The following is a 16423-nucleotide window of genomic DNA, read 5'->3' as shown; positions in this document are numbered from 1 at the left end:
AATGGGGGATTTAGGGGGCGATCGACCATTCGTGCAAGAAGTCTAATGAATGGGGGCGATCGCTCACACTAAACCGACTCGGCCTGTAGCTCTTGAATCAAGCCTTCAAGCTGGTCAATGTCAGCGCGATAAACCTGATTGCAAAAGTGGCAGGTTGCTTCTGCGCCGTGATCTTTTTCGATCATGTCGCGCAGTTCAGCTTGACCGAGAATTTTGAGTGCGCCCATGACGCGATCGAACGAGCAGCCGCAGTGAAAGCGGACAAGCTGCGTTTCCGGCAAAATTTCCAGACCCATATCGCCCAAAAGCTGCTCAAAAATTTGCGGCAGCGTTTTTCCAGCCTGCAACAGCGGCGTAAATCCAGCCAGTGCCGCGACGCGAGATTCCAGCTTTTCGACCAAGGCTTCATCTCGTGCTGCTTTCGGCAAAACCTGAATCAGCAAGCCACCTGCCGCCGTCACGCCTTCCGCGCCAACGAATACGCCAAGCTGCAAGGCTGAGGGCGTTTGCTCAGAAGCAGCGAGGTAGTACGTGATGTCTTCGCCAATTTCACCGGAGACGAGTTCGACCGTGCTGGAATAGGGATAGCCGTAGCCAACATCGTGAACGACGTAGACATAGCCGTTGTGTCCGACTGCGCCGCCGACATCCAGTTTGCCTTTGGCGTTCGGGGGAAGTTCGATCGAAGGGTCGTCTACATAGCCGCGCACCGTGCCATCCAATCCGGCATCCACCATCACGCCACCCAACGGACCATCGCCCCGAATCCGAATATTGACTCGCGACTCTGGCCGCTTCATGCTGGAAGCTAGCAGCAAGCCCGCTGACATGGTGCGACCGAGGGCAGCAGTGGCAACATAGGAAAGCTGATGACGCTGCCTTGCTTCTTCGGTCAGGCGCGTCGTGATCACGCCCACAGCGCGAATGCCGCCTTCTGCTGCTGTGGCTCGAATTAACTGATCCGCCATGAAAACCTACACATTTCTTAATCGCTCTATTTCTATTGTAGAGGGCGGCTTTGGCTGCGATCGCCGACGCCAAGTACGGTTTGCCATACTGAAAGAGTTGCACGAGGTTTACGGATATGTTGGGGACGTTTCAGCAAAGTCAACTGCGGATTGAATTGGCAGCTTCAAGAGAGGCGATCGCCCAAAGTCTGCTGCGTCCCAATGCGCTCAAGCAGTGGATGTGGTGGCAGCGCTTTTCGGAAGGACTGCCCGAAGTGCTGACTGAAGGCACAACCTTTACAAGCTGGCTGGGACCAGTGGCGATCGCCCATCGCGTCGAACAAGTCGGAGACAATCATTTGCGCCTGCTGATGAGTCAGGGAATCGATGGCTATCAAGATTGGCGCTGGGGCGATGGCTGGGTGCAGTCGGATCTGGCGGGCGTTTCCCTGCTGCCGCTGAGTTTGGGACAGACGGCGAGTTTGACGCAGCTTCGGCAGTATCTCGATCGCCAAAATTGAAGATTTTTAGGGATTGTGCCAGCCTCCTGTAGCCCTGAATTAAAATTCGGGCTAAAAGCGCAAGTCCGTTCAAACGGACTCAAAGCCGAGCGATCTGCCGAGCGATCTATGGGTTGAAACCTATTTCAATGGGTTTCAGCTTTCAGGCAGGAAATTGATTTCCTGGCATCCTTGAGCGCAGTGCAATATCTCATGCCTTTTGCCCTTCACCATCTCCAACTCGTACAATAAACGGCTAAGCAGTTTCTCCCTTGAACCCATGACCGCCGCTCCCCCTCCGATCGCTCAGCTTCGTGTGGAAGAATTCGCGCAGCGACAGGCTGAACCGAACTTGCAGCTTGTCGATGTGCGCGAACCGGAAGAACTTGAACTCGCTCAGCTTGACGGCTTCCTTAATCTGCCGCTGAGTCAGTATGGCGAGTGGTCGAGTGAGATTCGATCGCGCCTCGACCCGGATGCGGAAACGATCGTCATGTGTCATCACGGAATGCGATCGATGCAGATGTGCCAGTGGCTCGCCAGTCAGGGCTTCACGAATGTCAAGAATTTGGCGGGCGGCATCGCGGCCTATTCGCAAATCGTCGATCCGTCTGTACCCCAGTATTAAGTCACAGTATTAAAATTGACGATCGACAGCCGCAACAAAAGTTAGATTAGAATCACGAAAGTTTAACAAGCGGTTATGCAAATTAAGCTCAACGATCGCCAGCAGCAAGTTTTGTGGGCTACAGTGCGCCACTACATCGCAACGGCCAAGCCTGTCGGATCAGAAGCGATCGTCGGCGAATTCAATCCGAAAGTGAGTCCGGCGACGATTCGCAACGCAATGGGCTACCTGGAAAAATCCGGCCTGCTCTATCAGCCGCACACCTCAGCGGGTCGCGTTCCCTCGGATTCCGGCTATCGAATTTATGTCGATCAGCTAATCACGCCGTCCGAAGCCGTCGCCCGACAGGTCGATCAAATGCTGACTGACCAGTTGAACTGGGAAGGCTGGAGCTTTGAAGCCGTGATGCGCGGGGCGGCGCAAATTCTCTCAACGCTGAGCGGCTACATTGCAATGGTGACGCTGCCGCAAACCAGCGTGACCACTTTGCGGCATTTGCAGCTTGTGCAGATTGATCCCGATCGCGTCATGCTGATTGTCGTTCTCGATTCCTATCAAACACAATCGGTTTTGATGAATTTGCCTGCCGCGCCGGAAGCAACCGAATCCGACTTGCTAGAGCGCGAGTTGCAGGTGCTTTCCAACTTCCTCAACACGCATTTGCGCGGGCGATCGCTCTCCGAAATCGCCACCCTTGACTGGAGCGAACTGGGGCGCGAATTTGAGCGATATACGAATCTGCTGCGATCGTCGCTGGCCGAACTCGATCGCCGCACCCAAACGCCCGTTTCAACGCACATTTTAATTAGCGGAGTGGCCGAAGTGCTGCGTCGCCAGCCGGAGTTCTCGGAACTTCAGCAAGTGCAAATGATCATGCAGCTCCTTGAAGAAGAACAAGACCAGCTTTGGTCGCTGATTTTCACCGCACCGGAAGGTGAAACCGGAAAGCGCGTCAGCGTCCGCATTGGGTCAGAAAATCCCCTAGAGCCGATGCGATCGTGCGCTTTAATTTCCGCGACCTATCAGCGCGGTGATGTTCCGGTCGGCAGCGTGGGCATGTTGGGACCCACGCGGATGGTGTATGAAGATGCGATCGCCCTTGTGGAAGCCACCGCCGACTATCTTTCAGAAGCGCTGACGCAGAACTAGCTGCCCAGCAGATTGACACCTTCGATACAAATAGGGCAATATCAAGTGAGAATAATGTAAAGTTTATTAAACACTGCATTGCCGAATTTATGGAATTTGTGTCATTAGAAACGATTCAGCACTTGGCACAGGAATACGGCTATGGTGCAGTTTTCTTGGGAATCATGCTGGAAAATGCAGGCGTTCCGCTTCCCGGTGAAACGATTACGATCGTCGGCGGTTTTCTCGCAGGCAGCGGTGAACTGAACTATTGGGGCGTCTGGGTCAGTGCGATCGCTGGAGCCGTATTGGGCGACAGCTTTGGGTATTGGCTGGGCACGATCGGCGGTTGGACACTGCTGACGCGATTGGGTTCCTTCTTTCGGATCTCCGAGACTCAGCTTGAAGAAGTGCGCGATCAGTTCAGCCAGAACGCGGCGAAGGCTGTTTTCCTCGGTCGCTTCATTGCGCTGTTGCGAATCTTTGCCGGGCCGTTGGCGGGAATTGCCCGGATGCCTTACTACAAATTTTTCCTGTGCAACTTAGCCGGAGCCGCAACTTGGGCTTCGGCAATGGTGAGCTTGGCGTATTTTGCGGGCAGAATCATTCCGCTGGAAGACTTGCTGGCCTGGATGTCGCAGTTTGCGATCGCCACCTTGCTCATCGTCGTTGCCTGGATCGGATTTTCCTTCTGGCTAGAGCGTCGCGCTCATCCTGCTAAGTAAGTTGGACTGGAGCGATCGCGCTGAAGTCGATCGCCACCGACATCTAACCATCATCTTGCCCGTCGTCATCCTGGTCTTCATCGTCATCCGCTTGTCCAGTCGGAGTGCTTGGAGCAGTTGGAGCGGCCTGTTGTGGTGGAGCGGCAGGCTGAGGCGGAATCGCTTGCTGAGATGGAGGGGCAGCAGGCGGAACAGTGATTGCCGCTGGCGAATTGGCAGGAGCAGACTGCACAGGTGAAGCAGGCAATGCGGTTGGGGCAGTTTGAACGGGCTGATCGGGCGCTGTGGCGCTGCGTAAGGCTAGAAAAGCGGTAACTGCCGAGGCGATCGCGGCAACTGCCGTAACGACTCTCGATCGCGCCTCAATACTTTTGTATCTCAGTTCTTGCTGCTTGTACGGATCAGGTTCTAAGCTCATCGCAATCTTGCTGAATTATTTTTGTCTATCGTGCCTACGATCGTCGCCAGCAGAAAACTATCGCAGGAATGAAACATCTCTTAACGCTACTGCTAAAGCATTAGATTCTTGGCTTTTCTAGCCGCCTTGTTGGATTCGTGCAGCAGGCTGAAAAACATTTTTTAACGACTTGATTAAAGCGCGATCACTGGCAACTCTTGGCTACTGTTTTCGCTCCTCAAGCTGGTAACTTCTTAGCAAGTCTCTTCAACAAATTCGATCGATTTGTCAACAAACGACAAAAGTTTTGATAGGCGTCGGATTAACGGTTGGGGCGAACCGTACTTTGCCATTAACGCAGTGGGGCATGTGACGGTTTCTCCACAGGGCGATCGCCACACTCGATGATGCAGCGATCGCTTGGATTTCAACTATTTGCCGATCGACAAATAGCGCACCAGCAAACTAATCACATCTCCGGGATCAGGAACGATGTTAAGAGGTTCATTGAGGTTAAGCGGTCGCGCCCATTCGATCGCCTCAGCATAACCAAGCTGATCGAGCCGTCGAGTCGTAAATTCCACAATTTCCGGCGTTCCAATCAAGATGTGCTTGATCGGAGTGCGTTTGTCGCCTTTGATTTTGGTAGTGGAACGGATTTCCGGCGTAGGCGAATCGGAGCGCTCATTTGAGCGCGAATCTTCGATATTCATGAGTTGGGTTTTCCTGTGTTGAATTGGGCGGAAAACCCAAAAATCTAGCCGCCCCCTTGCGAAAGTCAAACGCAATTAGGGCGGCAGGGAGTAAAATTTCCCTAGCCCGCCACAACTGGCGCTTTCAGTTTGACGGGTCAGCGGCTGGTTGTTGGTGACACAACGCCAGTCGCGACGGCTAAACTTTCGGGCTAACGCTGCAAATGAGCAGCATTGAAGAGAAACGTTAGCGGATTTGCGCGGGGAAGTCAATAGGGACTTGTGGGGCGATCGAGCAGTTAGGTAAATTCGGTTAGAGAATTGGTAATACTTCCAGCAGTTGAAGGCTAAGGTATTTTAAAGACCGCTAAGCTACTTGCACAACACTTATGAAATACTACCCACCGAAACATAGGCAAGAAGGATTTCATTGTCCACATTGTGGAGTTTATGCATCTCAAAAATGGTTAAGAGTTCTTTCTGGTGTATCACAAGATAACTTGAAGAGAGATGAGCGGTTTGATATTTGTGTATGTAGTCATTGCGGGCAGAGATCATATTGGTATAAGCAAAACCTCGTAGACCCTCCAGAAGTATCAGTGGTTCCACCTCATGAAGATTTGCCAGAAGACTGCAAATTGGATTACGAGGAAGCACGTAGTATTTTTGCTGCTTCTCCTAGAGCCTCGGCTGCATTACTAAGATTATGTGTTCAAAAGCTTCTTCTGCATCTAGGAGGTAGTGGGAAAAATATTAATGCTGACATCAAAGAACTTGTAGAAAAGGGTCTTCCTATTTTAGTTCAGCAAGCGCTTGATTATTGCAGAGTTATTGGAAACAACTCTGTTCACCCTGGCGAGATTAATATTAATGATTCACCCGATGTAGCTGCCAGTCTTTTCGATATGATCAACTTCATTGTTGAAGATAGAATTACAAGACCTAATCAGATTCAAGCTCTGTATAGTCGGCTTCCAGAAAATGCCAGAAGCGCAATCCAGAAGCGTGATAGTACCTCTAGTTCAGCCTAACTACCATGCTTCCCTAGAGCCAAATATATGAGGTAAAAATGATTGCAATTCTCAATGCACCATCATCAATGATTCATGAAATTCAGCTTGAGAAAGTTGGTGAGTGAAATTTGTTTAAGTTCAGCGACTCTCTTCAGCTTCGGATGGAGAGTCTTTTGGAGAAGAAAAAGGCTAACCAGTTAAATGTAGATGAAGTTGCTGAACTTGACGCGATCGCAGAGCTAGATCGCATTCTTACTCATATCAATGCGATGCTTGCTGCTCATTCTTGGTAGCTCTTGAAGAAACTCAAGCGATCGTCCTTCACCTATCCTTAACCTGAAAGCTCCTGCAAATCCCTCAAGATTCCGCTAGACTAGTCGTCTTGTAAAGTTTTTTGAGGCAACTCTTGATGGAAAAAAGCGGTGCAGCAGTGCAGGCACAAAACGGGCTAGTTCGATCGCCCGAACCTAGGTCAAACTGGACGATCGAGCAAAGCGAAGAACTCTATCGGATTAACGGTTGGGGTGAGCCGTACTTTTCGATTAACGCGGCTGGGCACGTGACGGTTTCTCCGCAGGGCGATCGCGGCGGCTCGATCGATTTGTTTGAACTGGTGAACGCCCTGCGGCAGCGCAATTTGAATTTGCCCCTGCTGATTCGCTTTTCTGACATTCTTGAAAATCGTCTAGAGCGCTTGAATGCCTGCTTCAGCCGCGCCATCACGCGCTATAGCTATCCGGGCGTGTATCGCGGCGTGTTTCCCGTCAAGACGAATCAGCAGCGGCATCTGGTCGAAGATTTGGTGCGCTTTGGCAAGCCGCATCAGTTCGGACTCGAAGCCGGATCGAAGCCGGAGTTGCTGATTGCGCTTGCCACGCTGAGAACGCCCGACGCTCTGCTGGTTTGCAACGGCTACAAAGACCGAGAATATATCGAAACGGCAATGCTGGCGCAGCGGCTCGGCCATACGCCGATTATCGTGCTGGAGCAGATTGAAGAAGTCGATCTGGTAATTGCGGCCAGCCAAAAGCTCGACATTCAGCCGATTTTGGGCGTTCGGGCGAAGCTGAGCAGCAAGGGAACCGGACGCTGGGGCACATCGGCAGGCGATCGCGCCAAGTTCGGCCTGACGATTCCTGAAATTATTCATGCGGTCGATCGCCTGAGAGCAGCCAAATTGCTCGATTCGCTTCAGCTTTTGCACTATCACATCGGCACGCAAATTTGCGCGATCGGCGTGATCAAAGACGCGATTCGCGAAGCCAGCCAAATTTACGTGGAACTGGCGAAACTCGGTGCGAACATGAAATTCCTCGACGTGGGCGGCGGCTTGGCGGTCGATTATGACGGCTCCAAGACGAACTTTCACGCCTCGAAAAACTACAGTATGCAGAACTACGCCTACGACATCGTGGCCGAGATCAAAGAAGCCTGCGAAGAACGTCAGGTCGATGCGCCCACGATCGTCAGCGAAAGCGGCACTGCCCTCGCCGCGCATCAGTCCGTCTTGATTTTCGACGTTTTGGGAACGAGCGAAGTGCCGTCTGAAGTGCCCGAACCGCTGCAAGAAAAAGAGCATTTGATCATCCGCAATCTGTCAGAAACCTATGGATCGATCGATTCCGAAAATTATCAGGAAGCGTTTCACGACGCCACGCAGTTCAAGGAAGAAGCGCTCAGCCTGTTTAATTTCGGCTATCTAAGTTTGGTCGAACGTGCGAGAGCCGAACGGCTGTATTGGGCTTGCTGTCGAAAGATTTTGGCGATCGCTCGTCAGCAGGACTATGTGCCGGACGACTTGGAAGATCTTGAAAAGATCATGGCCTCGATCTACTACATTAATCTGTCGGTATTTCAGTCTGCACCGGATAGCTGGGCGATCGATCAACTTTTCCCGATCATGCCCATCCACCGACTCGACGAAGAACCAACCGAGCGCGGTACACTCGCGGATTTGACCTGCGACAGCGACGGCAAAATCGATCAGTTCATTGATCTGCGCGATGTGAAATCGGTGCTGGAACTCCATCCGCTGAAGCAGTCCCACGAACCCTACTATCTTGGCCTCTTTCTGTGCGGCGCATATCAGGAAACGATGGGCAATCTGCACAATCTGTTTGGCGATACGAATACCGTTCACATCAAGCTGACGCCGAAGGGCTATCAGATCGAGCATGTCGTGAAGGGCGACACGATGACCGAGGTGCTGAGCTATGTGCAGTACGACGCGGAAGATCTAATCGAGCAGATGCGCCGTCAGACCGAGCAAGCCTTGCAGGATAAGCAAATTAAGCTGCCGGAAGCGCAACTGCTGTTGCAGAATTACGAACGATCGCTCCGCCGCTACACCTACCTCTCCAACGACGATTAACCGCAGCAAAAATCCGGCGTTCAATTCATTTCCTGAACGCCGGATTTCATTTCAAATTGACCAGCCTAAACGCGCAGGCTGACCATTTTTTCGACCGCTTCAATAATTTGCTGCGGCTGCACGATCGTCAGATTTTCCAGTTTGCCGTTGTAGGGCGTGGGAATATCTTGCGAGGCGAGGCGGAGGACGGGCGCATCGAGTTCATCGAAGAGGCGATCGTTGATCGAGGCGGTCAGTTCTGCGCCGATGCCGCCGGATTTCATGCATTCCTCGACGATGATGACGCGATGCGTTTTGCGAATCGATGCGCCGATCGTCTCAAAGTCCAGCGGCTTGAGGGAAATCAGGTCGATCACTTCGGGATCAAAGCCTTGCTGCTCCAGCGGTTTGACCGCCTGCATGACGTGATGCCGCATCCGTGAGTAAGTGAGAATTGTGACATCTTTGCCCGATCGCACCACTTCGGCTTTGTCCAGCGGCACGAGATATTCTTCTTCGGGCAAATCTTCTTTCAGGTTGTAGAGCAAGACATGCTCGAAGAACAAAACCGGATTGTTGTCGCGAATTGCGGATTTAAGCAGTCCTTTGGCATTGTAGGGCGTGGAGCAGGCGACAAGCTTCAAGCCGGGAACGCCTTGAAAATAGGCTTCGAGCCGCTGCGAGTGTTCTGCGCCCAACTGTCGCCCGACTCCACCGGGGCCACGAATCACCATTGGAATTTTGAAGTTGCCGCCCGATGTGTAGCGCAACATTCCGGCGTTGTTAGCGATTTGGTTGAAGGCGAGCAGCAAAAAGCCCATGTTCATGCCTTCGATAATCGGACGTAAACCGAGCATTGCGGCTCCGACGGCCATTCCAGTAAAGCTGTTTTCGGCGATCGGCGTGTCCAGAACGCGCAGTTCACCGTACTTTTTGTACAAATCTTTGGTGACTTTGTAGGAGCCGCCGTAGTGACCGACATCTTCCCCCAGCACAAACACCGAAGAGTCACGCGCCATTTCTTCATCGATCGCTTCGCGCAAAGCGTTAAACAAAAGGGTTTCTGCCATTACTACGGTTGAGAGAAGATGTTCAGTTCGATCAAAGATCTTAACCTTTAGACGGACGGCTTTTGTATTCTCGGCTGCGGATTTTGGCGATCGATTGCTGCTTGTGCCATTTGTCACGCTTTCCAGACGCGATCGCCACACGGATTTTGCGAGGTTATAATTCTGGCATCTCAACAAATCTCAATCTTTGGGCGACGAGTATGCGGAGTCGATGGTGGTCGTTTACAAAGCTCAATAGCGGCATTGGGCGAATGGTAATTCTCTCGGTTGCAGCGCTAGCCATAGTGTTTTTTGCAAACAAAACAGGCGCAAGCCAGCTTTATAGCGGACTGGCGCGATCCGTGCCGGATCAGCAAAGCTGGCCGACCCACATCCCGGTTCTCTCACAACCCAAACAAACGACTCCACCTGCCGCCGCTCAGTCGCCGCTTCCTGCTCCACGTCAAGAACGAGCACTGGTTGATCCATCCAACTATGGCCCGCGATTTGCCACCGACATCAACGGCAATCCAGTCAACAATGCGCTGATTGTGGTCATGCATGAAACCGTCGGTTCCGCCCAAAGCGCGATCAATACCTTTCAAACGCCGCACCCAAACGACGCCGATCAGGTCAGCTATCACAGTTTGATTCGGCGCGACGGCACAATCGTTTATCTTGTGCCGCCCGAAATGCGAGCGTTCGGAGCCGGAAACTCAGTCTTTGTCGGTGCGAACGGTGCGGAAACCGTTCGGCTACTGGCAGGCTTTCCGCCCTCGGTCAACAATTTCGCCTATCACACTTCGCTTGAAACACCTCCGGATGGTCGCGGCAATCAGCGATCGCACAGTGGCTACACCGACGCGCAGTATCGATCGCTAGCTTGGCTGATCGCTCAAACTCGTGTGCCGAACGATCGAATCACCACGCATCAAGCCGTCGATCGATCGGGAACGCGCCTTGACCCCCGCAGCTTCGATCGATCGCGACTGATGCAACTGCTGCAAACTTATCCACGTTCATGAATTCTAGGGCGCGCTCTAAAAGTTCCGGAACGGTGGATTGCTTGTGCTTCGATCCCCTAAATCCCCCTTGAGAAGGGGGACTTTGAGGGCGACTCCCTCCTTAATAAGGAGGGCGGGGGAGGATCTTTGCCTGTCAAAACACACTCGATCAGAATGGCTCTTGCTGCTTGGCAGCGATCGCCTCTGATTAGGCGGGTGCAGGTGCATCAGCGTTGCGGTAGTCAGCATCCACCCAGCAGCGCGGCAGTTCTTCACCCGAGGGGAATTTCAGATTGGCCTTGGCAAACTTTTCGGGGTCTTGCTCTTCTTGACCTGCTTGCGTCCGTCCTGGAACCTCAGTTTCGGTCGGGCTAAACAGCGCTTCCGGGTCTAGCACCTCGACCATCGTTCCAGTTTCTTTATCCTGTAAAAACATAGCCCTCCTGCGGCTTTTGACAATTCTATTTCTAGATTGCGTCGGCAGGGCAGGACGATCATCTATCGCAAAGCGGAACTCAACAGCGCTGATAGCGCGTTCCGGGCAGGGCAGCGACAAGTCCTAAGATTTCTAGCTGCGACAGAGCACTCAGAACGGCTCCGGTTGCCAGATCGACCTGCTGCACAATTCGATCGAGCGCAACAGGCTCCAGCGTTACGGCCTGCAAAACCTGCTCCAGTTCCGGGTCAAGATCGATCGCATCTGGCGGCAGCAAGCCAAGCTGTTTGGGCGTTGAATGCACAAGCTGAATATGCGGCATTGCGCCCAAAAGCTCCATCAAATGACCTTCACCAAGAATCACATGAGCGCCGTGATTGAGCAGTTCTAGACAGCCTTTCGATCGAGGACTGTCGAGCGATCCAGGCAAAGCATAAACATCGCGGCAGTAGTCGTTGGCAAGTCGAGCGGTGATCAGTGCGCCCGATTTGTGCGGCGCTTCCAGGACAAGAACGGCGCGGCAAAGTCCAGCGATGATTCGGTTGCGGCGGGGAAAGTGGACGCGATCGGGCTGCGTTCCGGCGGGATATTCGCTCAGCATCAAGCCGCGCTCCGCGATTTCTCTTGCGAGTGCCCGATTCGACCAGGGATAAACCAGATCGACTCCGGTTCCCAGCACGGCGATCGTTCTTCCTCCGGTGCGTAAGCAGGTGAGATGCGCCTCGGTATCTACACCTGCCGCCAAGCCAGAAACAACGGTGAACCCTTCACGGGCAAGCGCCGCGCTAATTTTTTGAGTCCAGCGGCGGCCATAATCAGACGGATCGCGCGTCCCAACGATCGCAATGCATGGCGTTTCCCCAATATTTTCCGATCGCTGCACTTCGCCTCGGTAGTACAGCAGCGGAGGGGGATCAGGAATTTCCAGCAGCAAGCGCGGATAGTCGGGATCGGCAGGCGTCCAGAATTTGGGATTGTCCTGCTCGTGCTGGCGCAAAAGCTGCGTCGGGTTGAGGTGCGATCGATCGCTCACCAGCAGCGTTGCCGTCATTTCGCCGATGCCCTCGACCTGCGCGAGTTCGTTGACATCCGCTTCCCAGGCAGCTTCGAGGCTACCAAAATGCTGATAGAGCCGCTTTTGTGAAATGGCTCCCATTCCGGAGATGCGCGACCACGCCAGCCAAAATGCACGTTCTTTTGACATCGTTGCACCGTCGAACAAATGAAGAAATCAAACTCGATCGAGCCGCTAGCGCAGCCAAAAATAAGCGAATCCCAGCGTTAACAAAGTCAGCGGCAGACCGAATCGTAGATGTTCCCAAAAGCTGAGCTGATATCCGAGCGTTGCAGCGGCTTCGACCACAATTAAGTTTGCGATCGATCCCAACAGTGTTAGATTACCCGCTAATGTGGATGCAGCGGCGAGCATTAACCATTCTGATGAATTCTCGGCGGCAATCAGCGGGTGCAAAACCAAAACAGCAGGCACGTTCGAGATCAAATTCGACAGAACTGCCGTCACGCTGAGCAAGCCGATCGAATTTGCCACCCAGTCCGTCAAGCCTTGCAGTAAATTAAGCTGCTCGGTTGCGCGAGTCAGCACAAACAAGCTGGAAAACATCAGCAGCAAATTCCAGTCCACTCGCTCTAGCGATCGCTGCGATCGCAATCGGCGCGTCACCAGCAGCAGCGTTGCCGCCAGCAGTGCCGATTTACCCAGCGGTGCACCTGCCACAAACGCCACCAGCAGCCCTGCCGTCACGATGAGGCTTTTGAGCAGCAGCGGCTTGAACAAGCGGACGCGCAGTTTGGGAACGGCAAGTGGCTCGATCGATCGCACGTCGGGATACAGCAGCCACAGCCAGCCGATTTGCAAAACTAATCCAGCGATCGCAATTGGCGTGAGCGATCGGGCAAAGTCTAAATAGTGAATGCCCGAAAACGAACCAACCAAAATATTTTGCGGATTGCCGCTGAGCGTGGCGACTGAACCGATATTGGTGGCCGCCGCGATCGCGAGCAGATAAGGAACAGGCGACAAATTCAGCGTTTGCGTCAGGCTGATAGTCAGCGGCGTAAATACCATGACCAGCGTGTCATTCAGGAAAAACGCGGACAGAACACCGCTGGCGATCGATAAGACAACCATCAGCCCGAACGGACTTTGCGTCATTTGCAGCAAAACCGACAGCGACAGCGAGAAAACTCCGGCAGATGCAAGATTGGCATTGACGATCATCATGCCGAGCAGAAAACAAATCGTGTTTGCATCGATCGCCTGCCATGCCGTTTCCAGATCCATGCCCAGCCCGATCAGCAAGACGGCTCCCACAAAAGCGATTGCGGCTCGATTCAAGCGCAATCCGGGCAGATAGCCCAATCCAATTCCGATATAGCTGAGCGCGAGGACAAAGAACTGTCCAATCAGCAGCAGCGTCACGATCGCGCTTGCTTCAGGTAGGCGAACACGCTTTTGTCGCCAATGTCCGGTGGAATAGCTTGAATCAGCTTGCGTACCGCGAAAATAAGGAAAGCGATCGACCAGACGATCAGCAAAATTCGCTCCCAGTCGATCGACAGCACGCCAAACAAATGGCCGAGCAGCAAAAGCGGAACGATCGGCGTTAGCAGCTTGGTTTCGAGGCGATCGAAGCAAAACGCTTCCTTGAAGAAGATTCCGCTCAGCGCGGCAAACATAAAGCCCACGCCCCAAATCGTCTGTGGATGCGCGTAAACGCTCACGGCGAACGGTTCAGGATACAAATGCGCCACGCCCAAAGCGGCCAAACTGCCAATCAGCCAAAATGCCTGCAAAGTGCGATGCAGCGCGGCCATGTAGATGTGAATCGTCAGCAGGCTGATACCCAGCGCGATCGCAAACACGGTAAACAGCGGCGTCAGGAGCGGCGCGATCGCTGCCCCTTTCCACAAAACAAATCCGCTGCCGATCGCAAAACACACAGCAGCGACAAACAAACTCAGCCGATAGACAATCACGCCTTGGCGATCGCTTGGGGTGATGGTGAATTCTCCAAATTGGCCTTGATAGATTTCGATCGTCGGTTCGGCGTTGGTCATGGCGAGTCGGCTGCGGCGTGTTGTTTACAGGATATCGTTTTGGATTTTGATTGGCGTACCGATCGCCAACTTCAACGCGGCTTGAGCGCTGCCGCAGTTGATCGCGATTTCGACAAAGCCGTGACTGCCAACGAGGGCAAGCAGTTCTCCGACCGGACGATCGGCATAGGTGAAGCTGCCAGCGATTCGGGTTTGAGCGATCGACACGAACCAGCGTGGCGGCAAAACATCAGCGGGAATGTTGGTGATCAAATTGCCAAAGCGATCGATCGCCTGGATGCAGCCTGTCCAACCGTCTTTTGTGGATGCGGGATTCGGAAGTGAAAGCTGGATCAGGCTGTGGAGATCGATCGGGTTTCCCAGTTCGGCTAGGGGAACGCCTCGCGCCAGATGTGCACCCACCGGAGCAAAAATATCGCGTCCGTGAAAAGTGCAGCTTGTTTTGGCAACGCGCCAGTAAGCGGAATTCGTCAGTTCCACAGCCGCTACAGCGGAAAACTGACTGAGAACGCCGCTGACCAGTCCGTTGTCGGGTGCGACCAAGAAGCCGTTTTCGAGTTGAACGGCGATCGCCCGCCGCGAACTGCCTACGCCCGGATCAACAACGGCAACATGAACGGTTTCAGGCGGAAAGTACGGATAAGCGGTCATCAGGCAAAAGCGAGCGCTGTAAACATCTTGGGGTTCGATGTCGTGCGTGAGGTCGATCGACTGGAGGGTGCGATCGATCTGGGCGATCACGCCTTTCATCGCGGCCACATAGCTATCGCGTGTTCCAAAATCTGTCAGCAGCGTCAGTAAACGAGCCATTGCTGGAAATTGCGCTTGAAAAAACAAGCCGCAGGAAGCAAATAATTCTTCCTGCGGTTTCACGATGTTCTCGCGAATGCGTTAGCTTTTTGCCAGCCAGCGGGCTGCATCTTTAGCGTGGTAGGTCAAGATCATGTCTGTTCCTGCTCGCTTGAAGCCAAGCAGCGTTTCCAGCACCACACGCTCTTCGTCGATCCAGCCGTTGAGGGCGGCGGCTTTCACCATTGCGTATTCGCCCGAAACGTTGTAGGCAGCGACAGGAAGCTGAGTAGCTTCTTTGACGCGCCAGATGATGTCCATGTAGGCCAAAGCAGGCTTGACCATCAGCATGTCTGCGCCCTCGGTGATGTCGAGGGCGATTTCTTTGAGAGCTTCGCGACCGTTGCCCGGATCCATCTGATAGGTGCGGCGATCGCCAAACTGCGGAGCCGATTCTGCCGCATCGCGGAACGGGCCATAGTAGGCCGAGGCATATTTGGCAGCATAGGACAGGATCGGGATGTCTTGAAATCCGGCTTCATCTAGACCCGATCGAATCGCCTGCACAAAGCCGTCCATCATGCCGGAAGGTGCGATGATGTCGGCTCCCGCTTGCGCTTGCGAAACGGCGGTTTTCTTCAACAGTTCCAGTGTCGGATCGTTGAGGACTCGTCCAGTCAGGTCGCCAACTTCAAGATAGCCACAGTGTCCGTGTGACGTGTATTCGCACAGGCAGGTATCCACGATGACAAGCAGATCGGGGACGGCTGCTTTGACGCGAGTGGCCGCCTGCTGCACAATGCCGTGATCGTGCCATGCTCCGGTGGCATCGATATCTTTATCGGCAGGAATGCCAAAGAGAATGATCGCAGGAATGCCCAGGTCATAAACTTCTTTGGCTTCTTCAACAATTTTGTCGATCGACAATTGATACACTCCGGGCATCGATCGCACTTCTTGGGCAATGCCTTCGCCCGGAACGGCAAACAGCGGATAGATTAAATCGTTGGTGGTTAACGTGTTTTCTCGCACCATGCGCCGCAGTTGAGGATGGTTGCGGAGGCGACGAGGACGAATGTTGGGGTACATAGCAGCAGGCGCGAGTTAAGTTTCAAGGGTAATGTGATCGAGTTTAAAGCCTGGGTGTGAAGCAATACTCAGCGCTAAAGTAACGTTCTGTGAAAGTGATGGCGATCACATCAAAAGCGCGATCGAATCACACAAAAATCTCCGTAGCATCACAGGTATTTTTGCCTAGAAACAAGATACTAGTGCTATCGAGTTGTTGCTGGCGTGATGCAGGTGTTTTTGATTCAATCCGCTATTGCAGACATGTTTGCACAGGTGAGCTACACGGGAGTGGTGACGCTGGCCGATCGATATGGTCTACTGGCGGCAGTGTTGGATGAATCGCTCAGCGACGAAGAACGACGGGCGATCGATCGGGTGCTTCGGGCAGTCTGTCGAGGTCGCCTGAAAGTCGTAGATGAACTTTCCTCGGTGATGTAGTCAAGTTCGATCGAACCGAAAGACTGTTCTAAGGTGTGTATTAAACGCTTCTGGTGAATCGCATGGCCGTTGGTTAATCCCCCTAAATCCCCCTTGAGAAGGGGGACTTTGAAGGGTGGTTCAGATCCCTCCTTGTTTATGGGGTTGGGGAGGATCAAAGGGCTTTAAAGCATTAGCC

General features: G+C 53.2%; 18 protein-coding genes. 8 read left to right on the top strand and 10 right to left on the bottom strand.

Annotation, left to right across the window (positions count from 1 at the left end; genetic code table 11):
- Window positions 1–68 precede the first annotated feature (68 nt).
- Complete coding sequence (gene hslO / locus H6F67_RS25175) at window positions 69–968, bottom strand: Hsp33 family molecular chaperone HslO (RefSeq protein ID WP_190769401.1); 900 nt, start codon at window positions 966–968, stop codon at window positions 69–71.
- A gap of 116 nt (window positions 969–1084) precedes the next feature.
- Here hslO and H6F67_RS25170 point away from each other — a divergent pair, with 116 nt between their 5' ends.
- The 4 genes from H6F67_RS25170 (at window position 1085) to H6F67_RS25155 (ending at window position 3928) form a co-directional block, all read left to right on the top strand.
- The gene (locus tag H6F67_RS25170) at window positions 1085–1468 is read left to right on the top strand and encodes a hypothetical protein (RefSeq protein WP_190769400.1); all 384 of its coding nucleotides are present in this window, start codon (window positions 1085–1087) and stop codon (window positions 1466–1468) included.
- Window positions 1469–1727: 259 nt separating this feature from the next.
- The gene (locus H6F67_RS25165) at window positions 1728–2075 is read left to right on the top strand and encodes a rhodanese-like domain-containing protein (protein ID WP_190769399.1); all 348 of its coding nucleotides are present in this window, start codon (window positions 1728–1730) and stop codon (window positions 2073–2075) included.
- A 75-nt stretch (window positions 2076–2150) separates the two neighbouring features.
- Window positions 2151–3224 (top strand): heat-inducible transcriptional repressor HrcA, encoded by a 1074-nt coding sequence (gene hrcA, locus H6F67_RS25160; protein WP_190769398.1) that lies wholly within the window; start codon window positions 2151–2153, stop codon window positions 3222–3224.
- A gap of 89 nt (window positions 3225–3313) precedes the next feature.
- The gene (locus tag H6F67_RS25155) at window positions 3314–3928 is read left to right on the top strand and encodes a DedA family protein (RefSeq protein ID WP_190769397.1); all 615 of its coding nucleotides are present in this window, start codon (window positions 3314–3316) and stop codon (window positions 3926–3928) included.
- A gap of 43 nt (window positions 3929–3971) precedes the next feature.
- Here the strand turns inward: H6F67_RS25155 and H6F67_RS25150 are convergent, their stop codons facing one another.
- Complete coding sequence (locus H6F67_RS25150) at window positions 3972–4346, bottom strand: hypothetical protein (RefSeq protein WP_190769396.1); 375 nt, start codon at window positions 4344–4346, stop codon at window positions 3972–3974.
- A 410-nt stretch (window positions 4347–4756) separates the two neighbouring features.
- Entirely contained in the window at window positions 4757–5038 is a 282-nt protein-coding gene (locus tag H6F67_RS25145; protein ID WP_190769395.1) for a hypothetical protein, read from the bottom strand.
- A gap of 368 nt (window positions 5039–5406) precedes the next feature.
- On the opposite strand from H6F67_RS25145, the gene H6F67_RS25140 reads away from it, so the two are divergent.
- Both H6F67_RS25140 and speA read left to right on the top strand, forming a co-directional pair.
- A complete protein-coding gene (locus H6F67_RS25140) occupies window positions 5407–6048 on the top strand; it encodes a DUF4145 domain-containing protein (protein ID WP_190769394.1) in 642 nt (213 codons plus the stop codon).
- Between the two features lie 391 nt (window positions 6049–6439).
- Entirely contained in the window at window positions 6440–8401 is a 1962-nt protein-coding gene (speA, locus tag H6F67_RS25135) for a biosynthetic arginine decarboxylase (protein WP_190769393.1), read from the top strand.
- A gap of 65 nt (window positions 8402–8466) precedes the next feature.
- Here speA and H6F67_RS25130 read toward each other — a convergent pair whose 3' ends face one another.
- Window positions 8467–9450, bottom strand: a complete 984-nt coding sequence (locus H6F67_RS25130; protein ID WP_190769392.1) for an alpha-ketoacid dehydrogenase subunit beta — start codon at window positions 9448–9450, stop codon at window positions 8467–8469.
- 62 nt (window positions 9451–9512) lie between these two features.
- On the opposite strand from H6F67_RS25130, the gene H6F67_RS25125 reads away from it, so the two are divergent.
- On the top strand, window positions 9513–10454 hold the full coding sequence (locus H6F67_RS25125; protein ID WP_242020790.1) for an N-acetylmuramoyl-L-alanine amidase: 942 nt from the start codon (window positions 9513–9515) through the stop codon (window positions 10452–10454).
- A 187-nt stretch (window positions 10455–10641) separates the two neighbouring features.
- Here the strand turns inward: H6F67_RS25125 and H6F67_RS25120 are convergent, their stop codons facing one another.
- From H6F67_RS25120 to hemB, 6 genes are all read right to left on the bottom strand, one after another.
- A complete protein-coding gene (locus H6F67_RS25120; protein WP_190769391.1) occupies window positions 10642–10869 on the bottom strand; it encodes an acetyltransferase in 228 nt (75 codons plus the stop codon).
- 79 nt (window positions 10870–10948) lie between these two features.
- Window positions 10949–12073 (bottom strand): DNA-processing protein DprA, encoded by a 1125-nt coding sequence (gene dprA / locus H6F67_RS25115; RefSeq protein ID WP_190769390.1) that lies wholly within the window; start codon window positions 12071–12073, stop codon window positions 10949–10951.
- A 45-nt stretch (window positions 12074–12118) separates the two neighbouring features.
- Window positions 12119–13309 (bottom strand): anion transporter, encoded by a 1191-nt coding sequence (locus tag H6F67_RS25110; protein WP_313927045.1) that lies wholly within the window; start codon window positions 13307–13309, stop codon window positions 12119–12121.
- Complete coding sequence (locus tag H6F67_RS25105) at window positions 13306–13947, bottom strand: DUF2301 domain-containing membrane protein (protein ID WP_190769389.1); 642 nt, start codon at window positions 13945–13947, stop codon at window positions 13306–13308. Before H6F67_RS25105 ends, H6F67_RS25110 begins: the two co-directional genes overlap by 4 nt.
- A gap of 24 nt (window positions 13948–13971) precedes the next feature.
- A complete protein-coding gene (locus H6F67_RS25100) occupies window positions 13972–14757 on the bottom strand; it encodes an SAM-dependent chlorinase/fluorinase (protein ID WP_190769420.1) in 786 nt (261 codons plus the stop codon).
- 81 nt (window positions 14758–14838) lie between these two features.
- The gene (hemB, locus tag H6F67_RS25095; RefSeq protein WP_190769388.1) at window positions 14839–15825 is read right to left on the bottom strand and encodes a porphobilinogen synthase; all 987 of its coding nucleotides are present in this window, start codon (window positions 15823–15825) and stop codon (window positions 14839–14841) included.
- A 207-nt stretch (window positions 15826–16032) separates the two neighbouring features.
- On the opposite strand from hemB, the gene H6F67_RS25090 reads away from it, so the two are divergent.
- A complete protein-coding gene (locus tag H6F67_RS25090; protein ID WP_190769387.1) occupies window positions 16033–16245 on the top strand; it encodes a hypothetical protein in 213 nt (70 codons plus the stop codon).
- Window positions 16246–16423 lie beyond the last annotated feature (178 nt).

Origin of the sequence: Microcoleus sp. FACHB-1515 (assembly GCF_014696105.1) — a bacterium.
Lineage (GTDB): Bacteria > Cyanobacteriota > Cyanobacteriia > Elainellales > Elainellaceae > JAAUTJ01.
Note: the sequence above shows the minus strand (reverse complement) of the source record. Positions and strands in the feature narration are given on the sequence as shown.

What these genes read in the sequence shown, in the direction of transcription:
- hslO (WP_190769401.1), bottom strand. Translation starts at nt 968, where the DNA reads ATGGCGGATCAGTTAATTCGAGCCACAGCAGCAGAAGGCGGCATTCGC.
- H6F67_RS25170 (WP_190769400.1), top strand. Translation starts at nt 1,085, where the DNA reads ATGTTGGGGACGTTTCAGCAAAGTCAACTGCGGATTGAATTGGCAGCT.
- H6F67_RS25165 (WP_190769399.1), top strand. Translation starts at nt 1,728, where the DNA reads ATGACCGCCGCTCCCCCTCCGATCGCTCAGCTTCGTGTGGAAGAATTC.
- hrcA (WP_190769398.1), top strand. Translation starts at nt 2,151, where the DNA reads ATGCAAATTAAGCTCAACGATCGCCAGCAGCAAGTTTTGTGGGCTACA.
- H6F67_RS25155 (WP_190769397.1), top strand. Translation starts at nt 3,314, where the DNA reads ATGGAATTTGTGTCATTAGAAACGATTCAGCACTTGGCACAGGAATAC.
- H6F67_RS25150 (WP_190769396.1), bottom strand. Translation starts at nt 4,346, where the DNA reads ATGAGCTTAGAACCTGATCCGTACAAGCAGCAAGAACTGAGATACAAA.
- H6F67_RS25145 (WP_190769395.1), bottom strand. Translation starts at nt 5,038, where the DNA reads ATGAATATCGAAGATTCGCGCTCAAATGAGCGCTCCGATTCGCCTACG.
- H6F67_RS25140 (WP_190769394.1), top strand. Translation starts at nt 5,407, where the DNA reads ATGAAATACTACCCACCGAAACATAGGCAAGAAGGATTTCATTGTCCA.
- speA (WP_190769393.1), top strand. Translation starts at nt 6,440, where the DNA reads ATGGAAAAAAGCGGTGCAGCAGTGCAGGCACAAAACGGGCTAGTTCGA.
- H6F67_RS25130 (WP_190769392.1), bottom strand. Translation starts at nt 9,450, where the DNA reads ATGGCAGAAACCCTTTTGTTTAACGCTTTGCGCGAAGCGATCGATGAA.
- H6F67_RS25120 (WP_190769391.1), bottom strand. Translation starts at nt 10,869, where the DNA reads ATGTTTTTACAGGATAAAGAAACTGGAACGATGGTCGAGGTGCTAGAC.
- dprA (WP_190769390.1), bottom strand. Translation starts at nt 12,073, where the DNA reads ATGTCAAAAGAACGTGCATTTTGGCTGGCGTGGTCGCGCATCTCCGGA.
- H6F67_RS25105 (WP_190769389.1), bottom strand. Translation starts at nt 13,947, where the DNA reads ATGACCAACGCCGAACCGACGATCGAAATCTATCAAGGCCAATTTGGA.
- H6F67_RS25100 (WP_190769420.1), bottom strand. Translation starts at nt 14,757, where the DNA reads ATGGCTCGTTTACTGACGCTGCTGACAGATTTTGGAACACGCGATAGC.
- hemB (WP_190769388.1), bottom strand. Translation starts at nt 15,825, where the DNA reads ATGTACCCCAACATTCGTCCTCGTCGCCTCCGCAACCATCCTCAACTG.
- H6F67_RS25090 (WP_190769387.1), top strand. Translation starts at nt 16,033, where the DNA reads ATGCAGGTGTTTTTGATTCAATCCGCTATTGCAGACATGTTTGCACAG.